Origin of the sequence: Mesorhizobium sp. M2A.F.Ca.ET.043.02.1.1, from assembly GCF_003952405.1 — a bacterium.
Lineage (GTDB): Bacteria > Pseudomonadota > Alphaproteobacteria > Rhizobiales > Rhizobiaceae > Mesorhizobium.
Genome location: NZ_CP034445.1, coordinates 824,779 through 840,730, shown reverse-complemented (window position 1 = coordinate 840,730; position 15,952 = coordinate 824,779). Strand labels below are relative to the sequence as shown.

Here is a 15,952-nt window from a genome sequence, read left to right as displayed (position 1 = left end):
AGGAAGGAGGGGTAGAATGGAAAGGATTTTGCTGGGAGCGGCGGTGCTGACCGCGGGGCTGCTGCAGGCAGGGCATGCGGGCGCGGCCGATCTCAAGATCGGGCTTGCGGTCGCCATGACCGGCGCCTACGCGCCTTATAGCGAGGCGGAAGGCGCGCGCTGCATGGCCGACAGGCTGAACAAGGCTGCCGGCGCCAACGACCCCAAGGTCGAGCTGATGATCGAGGACAACCGGTCCGATCCGCAGCTTTCGGTCTCGCTCGGCCAGAAATTCCTCGATGCCGGCGCGCAGGTCATCACCGGCGTGCCGTTCCCGGATGCGCTGATCCCGATGGCGCAGACCGCTCAGCCCTATGGCGCCACCGTGTTCTCGGCGCCGAACACGCAGCTCGAAATGCAGCGGGCCGGGCTCGACAATTTCATCGCCGGGGCGGTGCCCGATCCGATCAACGCCTCAGCCACCGCGAACGCGCTTTACGGCAAGGGTGCGCGGACCGTGGCGCTGATGGTGTCGCCCGATGCCGGTTCCTATTCGGAGAAGCTGCCGGAGTGGTTCGGCGAGGTGTTCGAGCATCTCGGCGGCAAGGTGGTCGGCAAGTTCAATTATTCCTACGGCACCACCGACTGGTCGCCGCAGATCGCCTCGATCAAGGCGCTGCCGCAGAAGCCGGACGCGATTCATATCTGCGCGGTGCTGCCCGATGTCGGCATCCTGATCCGGCAATTGCGCGCCAACGGCTATGATGGTTGGGTGGCCGGCTGCGACGCTTTCGACGACAAGTCGCTGGAAGGCACGGTCGGCGATCCGAAGTCGCTGGAAAAGGTGATGTTCGCGACCCATGGCGCGACCGGCGTCGGCGGCCCGATCGACAAGTTCCTCGCCCAGTGCAAGGCCGACGGCTACAAGATCAACGGCATCTTCGACGCGCTCGGCGCCGACATGGTGCAGATCAGCTATGAAGCGGCGAAGAAGGCCGGCACCGTCGATCCCGCCGCCTTGCGCGAAGCGATCAGGGCGCCGGGCGGCTATCCGGGCACCACGGCGCCGACGATCTCCTTCGCCGAGAAGAAGGGCTATCCGGTCAAGACGGTGCCGGTGATGGGCTTTGCCGACGGCAAGCGGGTGCTGATCACCGACACGCCGCCGACCTTCGTTCCGGCGCTGAACTAAGCGGGGCGGGAACAGGTGCTTAAGGTCGAGAAGCTTGTCGTGCGCTATGGCGCCGTCATGGCGGTGCGCGAGCTGTCGTTGGAAGTCGGGCAGGGCGAGCTGGTCGCCCTGCTCGGACCCAACGGCGCCGGCAAGAGCTCGACCATCAACGCGCTGACCGGGCTGGTCACGCCGGCTTCGGGGCGTATCGTGCTTGACGGCAAGGACATCTCGCATGTCCGCACCGAGGACCGCATCCGCGCCGGGCTGACCTCGACGCCGGAAGGCCGGCACATCTTTGCCAATCTCAGCGTCGGCGAGAACCTGCGGCTGGGGGCGGCGACACGGCGCGACCCTGCCGGGGTGCGCCAGGACATCGAGCGGTTCCTGTCGCTGTTCCCGGTGCTTTCCGAGCGCTACGGCCAGGCGGCGGGCACGCTTTCGGGCGGCGAGCAGCAGATGCTGGCGATCGCCCGGTCGCTGATGTCGCGGCCGAAGCTGTTGCTGCTCGACGAGCCGTCGCTGGGGCTCGCGCCCAAGATCGTGGCGCGCATCTTCGATTTCATCGGCGAACTCAAGGCGCAAGGATTGACGCTGCTGGTGGTCGAGCAGAACGCCAAGCAGGCGCTGCGCTTTGCCGACCGCGTCTATGTCGTGAGCTCGGGCACGCTGCGCTATGACGGACCGCCGGCCAGGCTCGCCGACGAGCACGGCCTGTTCAACCTCTATATCGGCGGGTAGGCGGCGACATGGATTATGCTCTGCAGCAACTCCTCAACGCGCTCGCCTTCGGCGCGGAATATTCGCTGGTGGCGCTCGGGCTGGCCGTCGTCTTCTCGATCATGGGGCTGGTGAATTTCGCGCATGGCGAGATCATCGGCGTCTCCGCCTACAGCGTGTTCGTGGCTGCCGCGCTGGGGCTGACCTCGCCCTTCGTCGCGGTCCTGCTCGCCGTCGGCATGGCGGCGCTGGCGGCGGTGGTGTTCGAGCGCGTCGCCTTCCGGCCGGTGCGCTACGCGCCGACCACGACCGGGCTGCTCACCGCCTTCGGTGTGTCGATCGTGGTGCAGAACCTTTTCATGCTTCTGATCTCGCCCAAGCCGCAGTCGGTCTCGGTCCTCAACGGCTTGAACCAGATGTGGTTCTTCGGGCCCTTCGCTGTCTCCTCGCTGCAGGTGATGGAGCTGATCGTGTCGGGTCTGACCATCCTGGCGCTGGTGCTCTTCCTCAACCGCTCGACGCTTGGCCTCGCCATCCGCGCCGCCTCGCGCGACTTCGCCACGGTGCGGCTGATGGGGATCAAGGCAAACCGAGTGATTGCCACGGCGTTTGCGATTTCCGGCGCGCTGGCGGGCATCGCCGCCGTCTTCATCCTGGCGCGGCGCGGCAGCGTCTCGCCCGATCTCGGCTTCGGCCTGGTGCTGAAGGCCTTCGTTGCCTGCGTCATCGGGGGCTTCGGCTCGCTGCCGGGTGCGGCGGTCGGCGGCATGCTGCTCGGCTTCATCGAAGTCGGCCTGCTTGTCGCGCTGCCGCAGGAATATGCGGGCTTCCGGGATGCGCTCACCTACGCGATCATCGTCGCACTGCTCGTCTACCGCCCGGAAGGCCTGCTCGGCCAGCGTATCGAACTCGGCGATAAGGAGATCTGACATGGCAGGCTCCGAATTGTCGCAAGCAGTCGAACAGATGGCGGCTCCGGTGGGCACAGCGCAGCCCGGCAATGCGGTTGTCCGCTCGCTGGTCGGCGGGCTGGTTACCGCGCTGCCGGTGCTGTTGATCGGCCTCCTGGTGCTGAATTTCGCGCCGACCTACTACACCTTCCTGGCGCTCGGCGCCTTCGTGAACCTAATCGTGGTGGTCGGGCTGCAGGTGTTCATGGGCAATTCCAACATCGCCAATCTCGGCCACAGCGCCTTTGTCGGGCTCGGCGCCTATGGCGTCGCCATCCTGTCGACGCCGCTTGCCATGAAGAAGCTGTCGATCCCCAACGCGCCGTTCGGTTTTGCGACGCTGGAGCTCGACCCGGTTTCGTCGGCGCTCATCGCGCTTTTGGTCGTCGGCATCGTGGCGCTGGTCAGCGGCAAGGTGATCAGCCGGCTGTCGGGGGTCGCCGCGACCATTGTCAGCCTGGCGCTGCTGATCATCGTCCATTCGGTGTTCCTCAACTGGACCGACCTGTTCAAGGGCAACCAGGCTTTCTTCGGCATTCCGAAAGTCGTCGGCCTGCCCTGGATGCTGGTCTTCGCGGTGCTGGCGATCGTGGCGGCGCGGCTGTTCAAGGACAGCCGCTGGGGCCTGCAGCTGCGAGCCAGCGCGCAGAGCCCGCAGGCTGCCGCGGCACTCGGCATCGATGCGAAAAAGCTGCGGCTGATGTCATGGGTGCTGTCGGCGCTGATCTGCGGCCTTGCCGGCGTGCTCTATGCCTATTTCGCCGGCACGATCAGCCCGAAACTTTTCTACTTCCAGATGATCTTCAACACGCTGGCGATGCTGATCCTTGGCGGCATGGCGACGGTGACCGGGGCGGTGACCGGCGTCATCGTGCTTTCGATCGGGCTGGAATTCATCCGCAGCATCGAGTCCGGCGTGAGCGTCGCGGGTATCCAAATGCCGCAGCTGCTTGGACTGTCGGGCGTGGCGCTCGGCGTGGTCATCGTGCTTTGCATGGCGTTCCGGCCAAGCGGCATCAGCGGCCGGCATGAGCTCGATGAGCTTGTGTCGCTTCTTTTCCGGCGCAATGACAGATAGCGTCGTCATTTCCTGGTGGAGGGTTGAACGTGGAATTTGAGGACAGGGTGGCGGCGTATGCGCCGAAGCTCGAAGCGTTGCAGGCCGAACTCGCATCGCGCGGCGTCGAGTTCGTCGAGGTGCATACGGTCGATACGTCGGGCGTAGTGCGCTCCAAGATCGCGCCGCTGAAGCTCTCGACCTCGGGCGAATCGATCAATGCCATCCTCTATTGCGTCACCCATGGCGACGGCCAGCCGATGGGCGACGTCGCCTTCGCGTCGCCAAGCGCAAATGAGGAGAACGGCTTTCCCAACATCAAGGGCATCATCGACCCGGACACGGTGGTGCAGCATGGCTGGAAGCCGAAATTCGCTTCCGCCATCACGCGCTCCTACATGCTCGACGGCGCGCCTTGCGCCTACGATCCGCGCAACGTCCTCGCCCGTGTCGAGGAGCGCGCGCGGGCGCTCGGCTACGAGCCGAAATTCGCCCTCGAATACGAGTTCGGCATTTTCCACGCCGACCACGATCTGATGCGCGCCGGCCGCTATCGCGAGCTGAAGCCGTGGGGCCATTCACTGATCAACTACGACCTCGTGCGCAGCGGCGAGTACCAGGATTTCGCCGCCGAGTTCATCACGCGCATGAAGAGCATCGACATCGGCGTCGCATCGCTGGTCACCGAATATGGCTACGGCATGTATGAATATGCGCTGACGCCGAAGAGCGCCCTGGCGGCGGCGGATGCCGCGATGCGCGCCAAGCTGCATCTGCGCGAGCTGTGCGCCGAGCGTGGGCTGGTCGCCACCTTCATGACGCGCTTCCAGCCGCCCGGCAAGGAAAGCGCCTGCGGCGCGCACCACCATGTCAGCCTGTGGCAGGACGGCAAGCCTGCCTTCGCGGCCGGCCCGAACCGGTTGACGCCGGTCGCCGAGAAATTCCTCGCCGGCGTGCTCAACCGCATGCAGGAGACGCATATTTTCTTCCGGCCGACCGTCAATTCCTACCGCCGCTTCGATCGCGGCGCGTGGTCGCCGGAAGACGTCGCCTGGGGGTTCGAGAACCGCACTGCGCCGATCCGCGCCATCACCACGCCGAACGATGCCGCGTGCCGGTTCGAGCACCGAGCGCCCGGCGCCGACGTCAATTCTTACCTGTCGATCGCCGCGATCCTGGCGGCAGGCTGCGAAGGCATCGAGAAGAACCTGCCGCTCGAGCCACCGGTGACGAGCAACCTTGCCAATCTCGACAAGCCGAAGCTGCCGCGCACGCTGAACGCGTCCATTGAGGCCTTCGCCGGATCCGATTTCTGCGCCGAGGCTTTCGGCGAGGCGTTCCGCGACAATTATGCCGAGAGCCGCCGCGCCGAGCAGGCGGCCTTCGATGCCTGGCAGGCGTCGCATATCACCGACTTCGAATGGCAGCGCTATTTCGCAAGCTGAGCCAGCAAACCATAGGCGCGTTAGAACCCGGCGATCAGTTCCGCTGATCGCTGGGTCAAGCGAATTGGTGTGACAAGCGGGGCGACGCTCCCTACATGAGGCCGCTCAAGGAGCGGCGCATGGTAACGGAAGCAATCTCTGAGAGCAGAACCGGCGGCGATTTCTGGGATGGCGTGCGATTGTCGATGCCGGTCGTGGTCGCTTCTGCGCCGTTCGCGATCTTGTTCGGCGCGATCTCCGTCGACAATGGTTTCTCGGTGCTTGAGGCGTTCCTTATGAGCGCCATGATCTATAGCGGCGCCAGCCAGATGGTCGGCATCGAATTGTTCGGCCAGCATGTCGCGCCGTGGCTGATCGTGCTGTCGATCTTCGCGGTGAATTTCCGACACGTGCTCTATTCCGCCGGCATCGGCCGCCGCATCGCGCATTGGCCATTGCTGCAGCAGGCGCTGGGCTATTTCATCCTCACCGACCCGCAATTTGCGGTGGCGGAGGCGAGGGCCGTGTCGGGCAAGCCAGTCGGGTTCGTCTGGTATCTTGGACTTGGCCTGCCGGTCTACGTGTTTTGGGTCATCGAAAGCGGGTTGGGCGCGGTGTTCGGCAAGCTCATTCCGGATACCCATGCGTTGGGCATCGATTTCCTGCTGCCGATCTATTTTCTCGGCCTCGTCCTCGGTTTCCGCAAGCGGCCGCTATGGCTGCCCGTCGTCGCCGCAAGCGCGGCCGCATCGATCATCGCCTACAAGACGGTCGGCTCTCCCTGGCATGTTTCGATCGGTGCGATCGCCGGCGTGCTGCTGGCGGTGATCCTGCCGCCGCATCACAGCGGAATAGGGGAGCGGCCGTGAGCACGACCTTCTGGATCATCCTTGCCGGCGCGATCGCCACCTATCTGACCCGGGTCGGCGGCCACCTCGTCATCTCGCGCTTCGAGAATATCCACCCGCGCGTCGAGGCGGGGCTGAACGCCGTGCCGGCCGCGGTGCTGACGACGCTGGTCGCGCCGGCAGTGCTTGGCGCCGGGCCCGCCGAATGGGCGGCGCTGGTGGTCACCGCTTTGGTCTCGCTGCGCGGCGGGTTGATGTCGATGTTTTTGGCAGGTGCTGCGGTGCTGATCATCGCGCGGCAGTTTGTGGGATAGCAATTCTGCCGGCGCGATCGTTTCGGACCGCCGGCGCTGCCCCTCATTGCCCTGCCGGGCATTTCTCCCCGTAGAACGGGGAGAAAGAAGCTAATCTCAAATCTTCGCGTCGTGCGGCAGTGGTGCTGTCGCCTTCTCCAGCCAGGCCAGCGTTTCGCCGTCCACCATCGGGCCGATCTCGGCCAGCACCCATGCATGATACTGGTCGAGCCAGTGCAACTCGTCGCGGGTCAAGAGATCGCAGCGGACGAGACGCTTGTCGATCGGCGCCAACGTGAGCGTCTCGAAGCCGTGCATGGGGATGTCGCCGCCTTCGATCGGTTCCGCCGGCGTGACCAGAATCAGGTTCTCGATGCGGATGCCGTAGGCGCCTTCCTTGTAGTAGCCTGGTTCGTTGGACAGCATCATGCCGGCAAGCAGTTTTTCGGTGCCGGTTCGGGCGATGCGCTGCGGCCCTTCATGCACGGCAAGGTAGGAGCCGACGCCGTGGCCGGTGCCATGGGCGAAGTCGCAGCCACGCTTCCACAGCGCCACGCGGGCAACCGCGTCGATTTCCGAGCCGCGCGTGCCGGCGGGGAAACGCAGCGTCGAGATGCCGATCATGCCCTTCAGCACGAGCGTGAAGCGCTCCCGCATCTCCTGCGTCGGCTCACCGATCGGAACGGTGCGGGTGATGTCGGTGGTGCCGTCCTGATACTGACCGCCGGAATCGAGCAGGAACAGTTCTCCGCTTTCCAGTTTGCGGCTGGTGGCCCGCGAGACGCGGTAATGCATGATCGCGCCGTTCGGGCCGGCGCCGGAAATCGTGTCGAAGGAGACGTCGCGCAGCGGCATCTGGGTTTCCTCGCCGGTCTGGCGGCGCACTTCCTCCAGCTTGGTGACGACGGCGATTTCGTCGAGCGTGCCGGGCTTCTGGCGGTCGAGCCAGCACAGCAGCTTGGCGACCGCAGCGCCGTCGCGGCGATGCGCGGCGCGGCTGCCGGCGATCTCGGCCTGGTTCTTGGTCGCGCGGGGAATACGCGCCGGGTCAGCCGCCAAGACGACGGTGCCGCCATTGTCCTCGGTCAGCATCCGCAGCTTTTCCGCCGCCAGCACCGGATCCAGCGCGATCCTGGCGCCATTTTTGGCCAGCTCGACGATTGCCGCTTCGAACTCGCCCGGATCATGCAGATCGGCAAGCTGGGTGAGATAGGCCGCGACCTGGCGCGGGAATTTGCGCTGGTCCATGAACAGCTGATGCTTGCCGTCGGCGGCGAGGATGGCAAAGCCGAGCGCCAGCGGCGTGTGCGGCACGTCGCCGCCACGGATGTTGAAGCTCCAGGCGATGGAAGAGGGATCGGTCAGCACCGCATGGGTGGCGCCGTCCTTCTGGATGGCGCTTGCCAACCGCACAAGCTTGCCCTTGGCGAGCTCACCGGCAAAATTGAGCTCTTGCAACTCCACCGAAGCCCGCGGCGGCTCCGGCTGGTCCTTCCAGATGATGTCGATCGGGTTCCTGTCGAGCGGCACCAAGGTCGCGCCGGATTGCTCGGCCGACGCCTTCAGCGCCCTGACCTCGCCGATCGTATGAAGCCAGGGGTCGAAGCCGAGCCTTGCGCCCTTGCCGAGATTGTCCTTGAGCCAGCTGGCCGGCGGATTGTCGATGAGGCTTTCGACGGTAAAGATCGAAAGGTCGACCTCGTTTCGGACCTGCAACGTGTAGCGGCCGTCGACGAAGATGAAGGCGCGGTCGCGCAGGATGATGGCGACGCCGGCCGAACCGGAGAAGCCGGTCAGCCATTTCAGCCGCGCCGAGCGGTCGGCGACATACTCACCCTGGTGCTCGTCCGCGCGGGGAACGATGAAGCCAGCCAAGCCATTGTCGACCAGCCATTGCCGCAGCAACGCCACGCGCGGCTTGCCGACGGCCGGATCGCCAGCGGAATCAAAGGTCTGGAACATGGTGGCTCTCCTCGGATGCTTGTCGCGAACCTAAAGCGCGTCGCGATCTTTCAGGTTCGCTCCATGCGCTTTAGGTTTTTGATCTTACGCATGTCTTTATCCCGAAACCGGTTCCCACTTTCGGGAGACATGCTTTAGAGCATTTCGTGTGCCAATTGAAACGGATCTGTCACCAGACGCCATATGATCCAGATATGCTGAAGCGACGACGTGCAAGCTAGCGGGCGCGCCCCCGTGTCTTTGCGCATGGACGCTATGCAGAATCGTTGATTTCCAGACAGGTCGGCAGAGCTTAGTTTCCCCGATGTGGAGGAATGAATCCTGTTGTCCTGCAAAGGAGACTGTCATGTCCACGCTTCCAGCCAGACGCGGATTTTTCAGAAACGCCATGAGCGCGCTGATCGAAGCTCGCCGGCGCGAGGCGACCCGCTACGTCAACGGGGCGCTGCTTTGTCTCGACGATGAAACGCTGAACGCCAATGGCTACGATCGCGAAGAGCTGAAGAAGGCGGCAAACTCGCTTTATGTGTGAGTAACCGCCTCAGCGCTTGAGGTGGATGGTCACCCAGCCCTCGCGATGCAAGGTACGCACATGGCGGAAGGCTTGGCCGACATAGGCCGAGATCACCGCGTCGCGCTGCCGGTCCAGGATGCCGGAAAGCACCAGCGAGCCGCCGAGCCTGATATTCCGGGCCATCTGAGGCGCGAGCCGCATCAGCGGCCGGGCCAGGATGTTGGCGACGATCAGGTCGAAGGGCGCGCGCCTGGCGAAGATCGGGTTGTGGAAGCCCGGCGCCGTCACCGTTTCGACCAGCGCCTTGACATGGTTGAGGCGGGCGTTGGCGGCGGCGACGCGGACGGCGACCGGGTCGATGTCGGTCGCCAGCACAGGAATATGCGCGAGCTTGGCGAGCGCGATGGCAAGCACCGCGCTTCCCGTTCCGAGGTCGAGCGCGTTGCGCGGCCGTTCGCGCAGCACCACCTGCTCCAGCATTTCGAGGCAGCCGGCGGTGGTGCCGTGATGGCCGGTGCCGAAGGCAAGGCCTGCCTCGATCTCGATGGCGAGATCACCGGCGTGGCGCTTGGCCCGATCATGCGAGCCGTGGACGAGGAAGCGGCCGGCGCGCACCGGCTTCAAGCCTTCCAGCGAGCGCGACACCCAGTCGATGTTGGGAAGGGTCTCGCGCTCGACGGGCTTCGACAGGCCGAGGTCGGCGATAATAGTCCTGACCCGCGCCTCGACGGGATCGACGTCGCCATCGGCATAGAGCGACACTTCTTGGATGTCTTTTTCCTCGTCGAGCTCCAGCACGGCGATCGGCAGGCCGTCATCCTCGAAGGCGGCGTCCAGCGCCGCGAAGATGCGGTCGGCCTCGAGCTTGCTGGCGGTGAGGTGCAGCCTGGTCTGGCCCATCAGAAAGACTCTTGCTTGAACATGATCCTCTCCGAAAACCGGTTCCCACTTTTTGCGGTCGCTGACCTTCGGTTCGGGATCATGTTTGCCCGCCGGCAGCCAGCCGCTTCAGCTTGGCGACGGCGGTGTCGGCGCTCTCGCCATAGCCGATGGTGCCGGCGAAATCGCCCTTGGCGTTGAGCAGCAGCACCGAGGCCGTATGGTCCATCGTGTAGTCGCCGTCGCCGGTGTCGACCTTCTTCCAATAGATACCGAAGGCCTTGGCCATGGCATGCACCTTGTCCGGATCGCCGGTGATGCCGGTGATGCGGTCGGAGAAGTTGCTGACATAGGTGTTCATCGTCTCCGGCGTATCGCGCTCCGGATCGACGGTGACGAAATAGGCGTTGAGGTTCTTGCCGCTGTCGCCCATCGTCTTCAGCCAGCCGGCCAGCTCGAACAGGGTTGTCGGGCAGACTTCCGGGCAATGGGTGAAGCCGAAGAACACGACGCTCGGGTGGCCCCTGAAGGCGGCTTCGGTGATCGGCGCGCCTTTCTGGTCGACCAGCGTGAAGGGCGCGCCGAAGGGCTCGCCGCCATAATGGCCGCGGTACCAGTCGAACGTCAGCCAGCCGATGCCCGCCGCCATCAGGACGAGAATGCCGACCAGGATTGAACGCATCATCAGTGAATGTCCGTCGTGATTGCCTTGGGGCAAGTTTGGCGACACTCTTAGCGGGTCTGCGCCGGGCGCGCAAAGATGCCGCGTTGCCGCAAGCAGAGATCCAGGTGGGGCACAAACACCGTGTCGGGCGGCTTGCAAACGCCACGATCTTGTCCCACCTGACATCGGCAAACGCCAACCCAGGAGGCACTTTTGCGAAAACTGATCGGCTTGTTCGCCGCATGTCTTGCTCTCAGCGCCGGCGCGGCCATGGCCGACGAGGTGGGCAAAGTGGGTGTCGACTGGGTCGGCAACGACATCATGATCGACGCCATCAAGGACCCGAAGGTCGACGGCGTCACCTGCCACGTCGCCTATTTCGACCGCAGCATCATCGACCGGCTGCATAAGGGCAACTGGTTCGAGGATCCTTCCGATTCCTCGATCTCCTGCCGCCAGACCGGGCCGATCACCATCGGCGACATCGATATGGGCGAGGGCGGCGAGGAAGTGTTCAAGCAGGGCCTCAGCCTGATCTGGAAGAAGCAGGTGGTGAACCGTATCTACGACAGGAAGAACGAGACGCTGATCTATCTGTCGCATTCGCGCCAGGTGCAGAACGGCTCGGCGAAGATGTCGGTCACCACCGTGCCGCTCTACGGCCAGAACGTGGTGTGGACCAAGGGCAAGCCGCAATAGTTTCCCGAGACAGGCTTGGCCGGGGGGCAGGTCGCGCTTGCGGGGCCGTCCCCGCCGGCGTAAAGCCCGAGCATGGACCGTCCTGAAAATCTCGTCCTCAAGGGCCCCGAGCCGCGCATCCATCCGACCGCGGAGCTCAAAGGCTGCAAGCTCGGCCGCTATGCCTCGATCGGCGAGCGGGTGATCCTGCGCGAGGTGAGCGTCGGCGACTTTTCCTATTTCGAGCGCCATTCGGAAGCGATCTACACGACGATCGGCAAGTTCTGCGCGATCGCCGCCAACAGCCGCATCAACGCTCTCGAGCATCCGATCGAGCGGCTGACGCAGCATAAGGTCAGCTACCGGCCGAACGAGTATTTCCGCTGGCTGGGCGTCGACGCTGAATTTCGCGCCCGGCGGCAGGCAAAGCCGGTCACTGTCGGCCACGATGTCTGGATCGGCCATGGCGCGGTCGTCATGCCGTGTGTCGCGATCGGCAACGGCGCCGTCATCGGCGCCAATGCCGTGGTGACGCGCGACGTCGCGCCCTACACGATCGTCGCCGGCGTTCCGGCGAAGCCGTTGCGCGAACGCTTCTCAGCGGCAATCGCGGCGCGTATCGAGGCCCTGGCCTGGTGGGATTGGGCGCCGGAGAAACTGGCGAGCGCAATCCCCGACATGCAAGCCGTGCAGATCGAGGCCTTCCTCGATCGCTGGGAAGGCGGTACTCCCTGACACACAGAATGCCGTTGAAAGCACAACGGCGCTGTCTGGATGTTACGCTTCTGTCGGGAGTGGCGCCCCTTCCGCCATGCGGGGGTGGCGCGGCGGAAGGGGCTGGAGGCAAACCGCGTGAAGCGGAAGGAACAGGCTTTCTGGCCTGCACCGGCATTATCGCAAGCAAACCGATAAGGTGTTTCTTCACGCGCCTGCGCTTCTGGCGTGTGGCTGATTGCAGCCCCGTCCCGTCACGAAAATTCGACCCTTTGGAACCCGATGCGGTGGCTGCTTGTTTCTTCGCAAATGCCCGCGCGTCCACGGTTTTTGAGGAATTTGCATGATCGAGAAGGCTTTTACCTGGATGGCCAACCGGGTGGCGCATCTGGCCGGCCTGCCGCCGACCTTCGCCATCTGCGTGCTGATCGTGGTTGTCTGGGCGGCAAGTGGCCCGATCTTCGGGTTTTCAGACACTTGGCAACTCGTCATCAACACCGGCACCACCATCGTCACCTTCCTGATGGTGTTCCTGATCCAGAACACGCAGAACCGCGACGGCGCGGCGATCCAGGCCAAGCTCGACGAGCTGATCAGGGTCAGCCGCGCCCACAATCATTTCATCGGCATCGAGCACTTGACGGAATCCGAGGTCGAGGAGATCCGCGCCAAATGCGAGGCGGCGGCGAAGCGGCACGACCGCAAGATCGCCGAAACGGCGGCCAACAAGGTCGTGGCCGGAAAGAACGGCACGAGGCATGCGGCCAAGACCACCGGCGCGGCCGCAAAGAAGCCTGTGGCCGGGAAGAACAGCTCAAAGAAGAAAGCGGCTGCTTGAAAGGGCCGTCAGCGGTTCATGAAGGCCGCGAAGGCGTCCTTGTGATCGGGATGCCAGCGCGACAGGGCAGGGCGGTTCTCGATGATGTCGCCGATCGCCCAGGCCATGCGCTTTTCATCCGTCGGCCGCGCCACCTCGTTGTCGGGGCACAGGATGTAGAAATCGCCATCGACGAGCGATGCCAGCATGAAGTCGATCACCTGCTCGCCGGTCCAGGCGCCGGCGGGCTTTTCCGTCGCGCCTTCGGTCAGGCCGGTGTAGGTGAAACCCGGGATCAGCAGATGCGCCGACACTTTCGCCCCAGGTTCGTTGCGCAGCGCGTGCGCCAGCCCTTCGGTAAACGTCTTCACGCCGGCCTTGGAGACGTTGTAGGCGAGGTTGCCGGGCGGCGTGGTGATGCCCTGCTTGGAGCCGGTGTTGATGATGAGCCCCGGTTTTCCAGCTGCGAGCATGCGCGGCGCGAAGGCCTCGGTGCCGTGCACGACGCCCCAGAAATTGATGTCCAGAAGCCGCTTCCAGGCGTCGCGGTTCTCCCAGGGCTTACCTGGATTGTTGCCGACGCCGGCATTGTTCATCAGCACCGACACCGCGCCGAAGGCGCCGTAAGCGAGGTCCGCCAGCCGGTCGACCTCTTCGGCCTTGGAGACGTCGGTGGGGATCGGGAGGACGGCATCCTTCCCGGCGATCGCGGCGACAGCCTCCGTCGCCTGGTCGAGGCGCACGCTACCGATATCGGCGAGCACCGTCTTCATGCCCATCGCCGCGAACCGTTTCGCGGCGGCGAGGCCGATGCCGCTGGCGCCGCCGGTGATGACGGCGACATTGCCCGAGGCGAAAGCTGGCAGGGCGGTCTGGATTTCGGCGTCGCTGGTCATGGTTTCCATCCTTGTTCGGGTCGCGCCGAACTTAACGCTCGCCGCCGCTGAGGCAAGGCTGGTTCGTCCCGATGGGCGATCGCGAGGCCGCAACGGTTGACGACTTACAGTCGCAACGGGTTGACCATCGCTGTGCCTGCCGCGCATGCTGTCCTGAAAAAGGAGCTCGGTATTTGACCGACTGGATCGGAATCCTCAAAGAGCAGACCGCCAATGGCGACGAGATGGGCCGCGAGGTGCCCAAGATGCTCGCCAATCCCGATATCAGCGAGACGCAGGTGAAAACGCTGTTCGCGGCGCTGGAGAAGCAGGCGGATTTCGCCGAGAAGCTGCGGCTGGCGCTGGAGAAGTTCGGCCATGACTTCCCGATCATCAAGGCGGCCGAGCGGCTGGAGGAGCGCTATGCCGACCTTGCCGCCTCGGTGGCCGAGAAGCTGAAAGCGATGCGGAAATAGGTTTCTATTTTTCGATCAGCCTCTCGAACCGCTTGTCGGGCGCAAACCAGATCGCCGCCACAAGCACGTAGATCGCCACGCTGATCCATTGGTTGAGAAAGCTGAGCAGGACGGCGGCGATGTAGAGCGCCAGAGAAATCTTGCCCTTGCGATCCTGGCCCACGGCCCTGGCGAAGGTCGTTTCGGCGCCGTGCAGATGGCGCAGCTTGATGACCAAGATGTTGTAGGCAACGGCGCAAAGCGCCAGGTCGAAGCCATAGACGGCGACCGGCACCGGGGCGAAGTGGTTCTCCCCCATGAACGCGGTGGTCACCGGCATCAGCGACAGCCAGAACAGCAGGTTCATGTTGGCCCACAGCACGCGCCCGTCGACGCGTTGCACGGTGTGGAACATGTTGTGCAGGTTGTTCCAGTAGATGCCGACATTGATGAAGGAGAGCACGTAGCAGAAGAAGACCGGCCACAGCGGCAAAAGCGCGGAAAAATCCTCGCCATGCGGCACTTTCAGCTCCAGCACCATGATGGTGATGATGATGGCGACGACGCCATCGGTGAATGCCTCGACCCGTCCCTTGCCCATGATTCTTCCCTCGCTTTGCGTCGACGTTAAGGGAGGATGCCGCGGCTGACCATCCTGCCAGAACTGTCAGGAGGAGATTCGCAGGGTGGAACGGCGCTATTATGTAGGCGTTGGGCTTGCAACCCTCGGAGGTCGCCATGAACAGCTACGCTCAAACCATGACGCGTGACCATGAGCTTGGCGGGAGGACCGCGAAGGCCGCCGTCGCCGCCATGATCGCCGCGCTTTTTGCCGGCAGCACCGCGCTGACCCCGCTCTACATCATCTACAAGCAGGCCTTCGGCTTCTCTCAGGTCACGCTGACGCTGGTTTACGCCGTCTACGTCGTCGGCAATCTGGGGGCGCTGCTGTTTTTCGGCCGGGTGTCGGATGTGATCGGTCGCCGTCCCGCCGCGCTCGCCGCGATGGGGATTGCCGTGGTCAGCGCGTTGTTTTTCCTCTTCGCCGAAAACCTCGCCTGGCTCGACATCGCCCGCATTCTGAGCGGGCTTGGCATCGGCGTCGGCGCGGGTGCGGGCACCGCGTGGCTGGCCGAGCTGATCGAAGGCAAGGACAAGTCGCGCGCCGCTATCATCACCACCAGCACCAACTTCATCGGTCTCGGCGTAGGCGCGCTCATGGCGGGGCTGCTCGCCCAATATGCGCCCTGGCCGCTCAGGCTCACATTTGCCGTCTACCTCGTCCTGCTTGCGTTGGTGACCGTGCTGATCTGGCGCACGCGGGAAACGGTCTCCAGTCCGGGGCGGCTCTCGGATGTCTCGCTGCGGCCACGGCTTTCGGTGCCCGACAATATCCGCGCGCAATTCGTGGCGCCGGCGGTGACCGGCTTCGGCGCCATGGCGCTTGTCGGCTTTTATGCCGCGCTGGCGCCGAGCATTCTCGCGCAGCAGCTGCACGTGACCAATCATGCCGAAGCCGGCGGGCTTTTTTTCGAGCTGTCGATCGTGGCGGCCATCACCATCGTGGCCACCGCCCGGCTTGCTAGCCGCTCCACCATGCTTGCGGCGCTCGTCCTGATGATCCCGGCTGTGGCGCTGGTCGTCGCGGCGCAAATCTACGCCTCGATGGCGCTCATGATCGCGGCGACCGCGGTCTGCGGGGCGGGGGCGGCGCTCGGCTATCGCGGTGGCCTGCAGGTGGTGAATCAGATCGCCCCGGCCGACCGCCGCGCCGAGGTGGTCTCGGTCTTCTTCATCTGCTGCTTCTGCGGCAACGCGCTGCCGGTGATCGGCATCGGCGTGCTGTCGAGCCTGGCCAACGCCACCGTGGCAAGCCTGGCCTTTGCCGGCATGATCATCGTCTTCTCGTTGGTGGCGCTCGGTTTCGGCGCCAAATACGCGCGGCAGTAGAT

The 15,952-nt window shown here is 64.4% G+C and carries 18 protein-coding genes; 13 read left to right on the top strand and 5 right to left on the bottom strand.

What is annotated here, in order from left to right; translation table 11 throughout:
- Nucleotides 1-16: 16 nt before the first annotated feature.
- The 7 genes from EJ068_RS04010 (at nucleotide 17) to EJ068_RS03980 (ending at nucleotide 6,463) form a co-directional block, all read left to right on the top strand.
- The gene (locus EJ068_RS04010; RefSeq protein WP_189439066.1) at nucleotides 17-1,171 is read left to right on the top strand and encodes an ABC transporter substrate-binding protein; all 1,155 of its coding nucleotides are present in this window, start codon (nucleotides 17-19) and stop codon (nucleotides 1,169-1,171) included.
- A 15-nt stretch (nucleotides 1,172-1,186) separates the two neighbouring features.
- Entirely contained in the window at nucleotides 1,187-1,891 is a 705-nt protein-coding gene (locus EJ068_RS04005; protein WP_127250304.1) for an ABC transporter ATP-binding protein, read from the top strand.
- Nucleotides 1,892-1,899: 8 nt separating this feature from the next.
- The gene (locus EJ068_RS04000; protein WP_127250305.1) at nucleotides 1,900-2,799 is read left to right on the top strand and encodes a branched-chain amino acid ABC transporter permease; all 900 of its coding nucleotides are present in this window, start codon (nucleotides 1,900-1,902) and stop codon (nucleotides 2,797-2,799) included.
- A 1-nt stretch (nucleotide 2,800) separates the two neighbouring features.
- The gene (locus tag EJ068_RS03995; RefSeq protein WP_245463334.1) at nucleotides 2,801-3,898 is read left to right on the top strand and encodes a branched-chain amino acid ABC transporter permease; all 1,098 of its coding nucleotides are present in this window, start codon (nucleotides 2,801-2,803) and stop codon (nucleotides 3,896-3,898) included.
- A gap of 29 nt (nucleotides 3,899-3,927) precedes the next feature.
- Nucleotides 3,928-5,322, top strand: a complete 1,395-nt coding sequence (locus EJ068_RS03990) for a glutamine synthetase family protein (RefSeq protein ID WP_127252587.1) — start codon at nucleotides 3,928-3,930, stop codon at nucleotides 5,320-5,322.
- 119 nt (nucleotides 5,323-5,441) lie between these two features.
- Nucleotides 5,442-6,170, top strand: a complete 729-nt coding sequence (locus EJ068_RS03985) for an AzlC family ABC transporter permease (protein WP_127252588.1) — start codon at nucleotides 5,442-5,444, stop codon at nucleotides 6,168-6,170.
- Nucleotides 6,167-6,463 (top strand): AzlD family protein, encoded by a 297-nt coding sequence (locus tag EJ068_RS03980; protein WP_126082017.1) that lies wholly within the window; start codon nucleotides 6,167-6,169, stop codon nucleotides 6,461-6,463. Before EJ068_RS03985 ends, EJ068_RS03980 begins: the two co-directional genes overlap by 4 nt.
- A gap of 96 nt (nucleotides 6,464-6,559) precedes the next feature.
- Here the strand turns inward: EJ068_RS03980 and EJ068_RS03975 are convergent, their stop codons facing one another.
- The gene (locus tag EJ068_RS03975) at nucleotides 6,560-8,404 is read right to left on the bottom strand and encodes an aminopeptidase P family protein (RefSeq protein WP_127252589.1); all 1,845 of its coding nucleotides are present in this window, start codon (nucleotides 8,402-8,404) and stop codon (nucleotides 6,560-6,562) included.
- A gap of 346 nt (nucleotides 8,405-8,750) precedes the next feature.
- Here EJ068_RS03975 and EJ068_RS03970 point away from each other — a divergent pair, with 346 nt between their 5' ends.
- Nucleotides 8,751-8,936: a hypothetical protein gene (locus EJ068_RS03970; RefSeq protein WP_126060111.1), complete on the top strand. Its 186-nt coding sequence runs from the start codon at nucleotides 8,751-8,753 to the stop codon at nucleotides 8,934-8,936.
- Nucleotides 8,937-8,945: 9 nt separating this feature from the next.
- Here EJ068_RS03970 and EJ068_RS03965 read toward each other — a convergent pair whose 3' ends face one another.
- Both EJ068_RS03965 and EJ068_RS03960 read right to left on the bottom strand, forming a co-directional pair.
- Nucleotides 8,946-9,818 (bottom strand): 50S ribosomal protein L11 methyltransferase, encoded by an 873-nt coding sequence (locus tag EJ068_RS03965; RefSeq protein ID WP_127252590.1) that lies wholly within the window; start codon nucleotides 9,816-9,818, stop codon nucleotides 8,946-8,948.
- 79 nt (nucleotides 9,819-9,897) lie between these two features.
- Entirely contained in the window at nucleotides 9,898-10,482 is a 585-nt protein-coding gene (locus tag EJ068_RS03960; RefSeq protein WP_127252591.1) for an SCO family protein, read from the bottom strand.
- A gap of 249 nt (nucleotides 10,483-10,731) precedes the next feature.
- Between EJ068_RS03960 and EJ068_RS03955 the strand changes: the two genes are divergently transcribed.
- The 3 genes from EJ068_RS03955 (at nucleotide 10,732) to EJ068_RS03945 (ending at nucleotide 12,691) form a co-directional block, all read left to right on the top strand.
- Entirely contained in the window at nucleotides 10,732-11,160 is a 429-nt protein-coding gene (locus EJ068_RS03955; protein WP_108702807.1) for a CreA family protein, read from the top strand.
- 72 nt (nucleotides 11,161-11,232) lie between these two features.
- Nucleotides 11,233-11,874, top strand: coding sequence for a DapH/DapD/GlmU-related protein (locus tag EJ068_RS03950; protein WP_127252592.1), 642 nt, complete (start codon nucleotides 11,233-11,235; stop codon nucleotides 11,872-11,874).
- Between the two features lie 322 nt (nucleotides 11,875-12,196).
- The gene (locus tag EJ068_RS03945; protein WP_189342130.1) at nucleotides 12,197-12,691 is read left to right on the top strand and encodes a low affinity iron permease family protein; all 495 of its coding nucleotides are present in this window, start codon (nucleotides 12,197-12,199) and stop codon (nucleotides 12,689-12,691) included.
- 8 nt (nucleotides 12,692-12,699) lie between these two features.
- Here EJ068_RS03945 and EJ068_RS03940 read toward each other — a convergent pair whose 3' ends face one another.
- Nucleotides 12,700-13,566 carry an SDR family NAD(P)-dependent oxidoreductase gene (locus tag EJ068_RS03940; protein WP_127252593.1) on the bottom strand — a complete coding sequence of 289 codons (867 nt, stop codon included), beginning with the start codon at nucleotides 13,564-13,566 and terminating at the stop codon, nucleotides 12,700-12,702.
- A gap of 173 nt (nucleotides 13,567-13,739) precedes the next feature.
- Between EJ068_RS03940 and EJ068_RS03935 the strand changes: the two genes are divergently transcribed.
- Nucleotides 13,740-14,021 (top strand): hypothetical protein, encoded by a 282-nt coding sequence (locus EJ068_RS03935; protein ID WP_126060116.1) that lies wholly within the window; start codon nucleotides 13,740-13,742, stop codon nucleotides 14,019-14,021.
- Nucleotides 14,022-14,025: 4 nt separating this feature from the next.
- Here the strand turns inward: EJ068_RS03935 and EJ068_RS03930 are convergent, their stop codons facing one another.
- Complete coding sequence (locus EJ068_RS03930) at nucleotides 14,026-14,601, bottom strand: TMEM175 family protein (protein ID WP_126082023.1); 576 nt, start codon at nucleotides 14,599-14,601, stop codon at nucleotides 14,026-14,028.
- A gap of 137 nt (nucleotides 14,602-14,738) precedes the next feature.
- On the opposite strand from EJ068_RS03930, the gene EJ068_RS03925 reads away from it, so the two are divergent.
- Nucleotides 14,739-15,950 (top strand): MFS transporter, encoded by a 1,212-nt coding sequence (locus tag EJ068_RS03925; RefSeq protein ID WP_127252594.1) that lies wholly within the window; start codon nucleotides 14,739-14,741, stop codon nucleotides 15,948-15,950.
- Nucleotides 15,951-15,952: the final 2 nt, after the last annotated feature.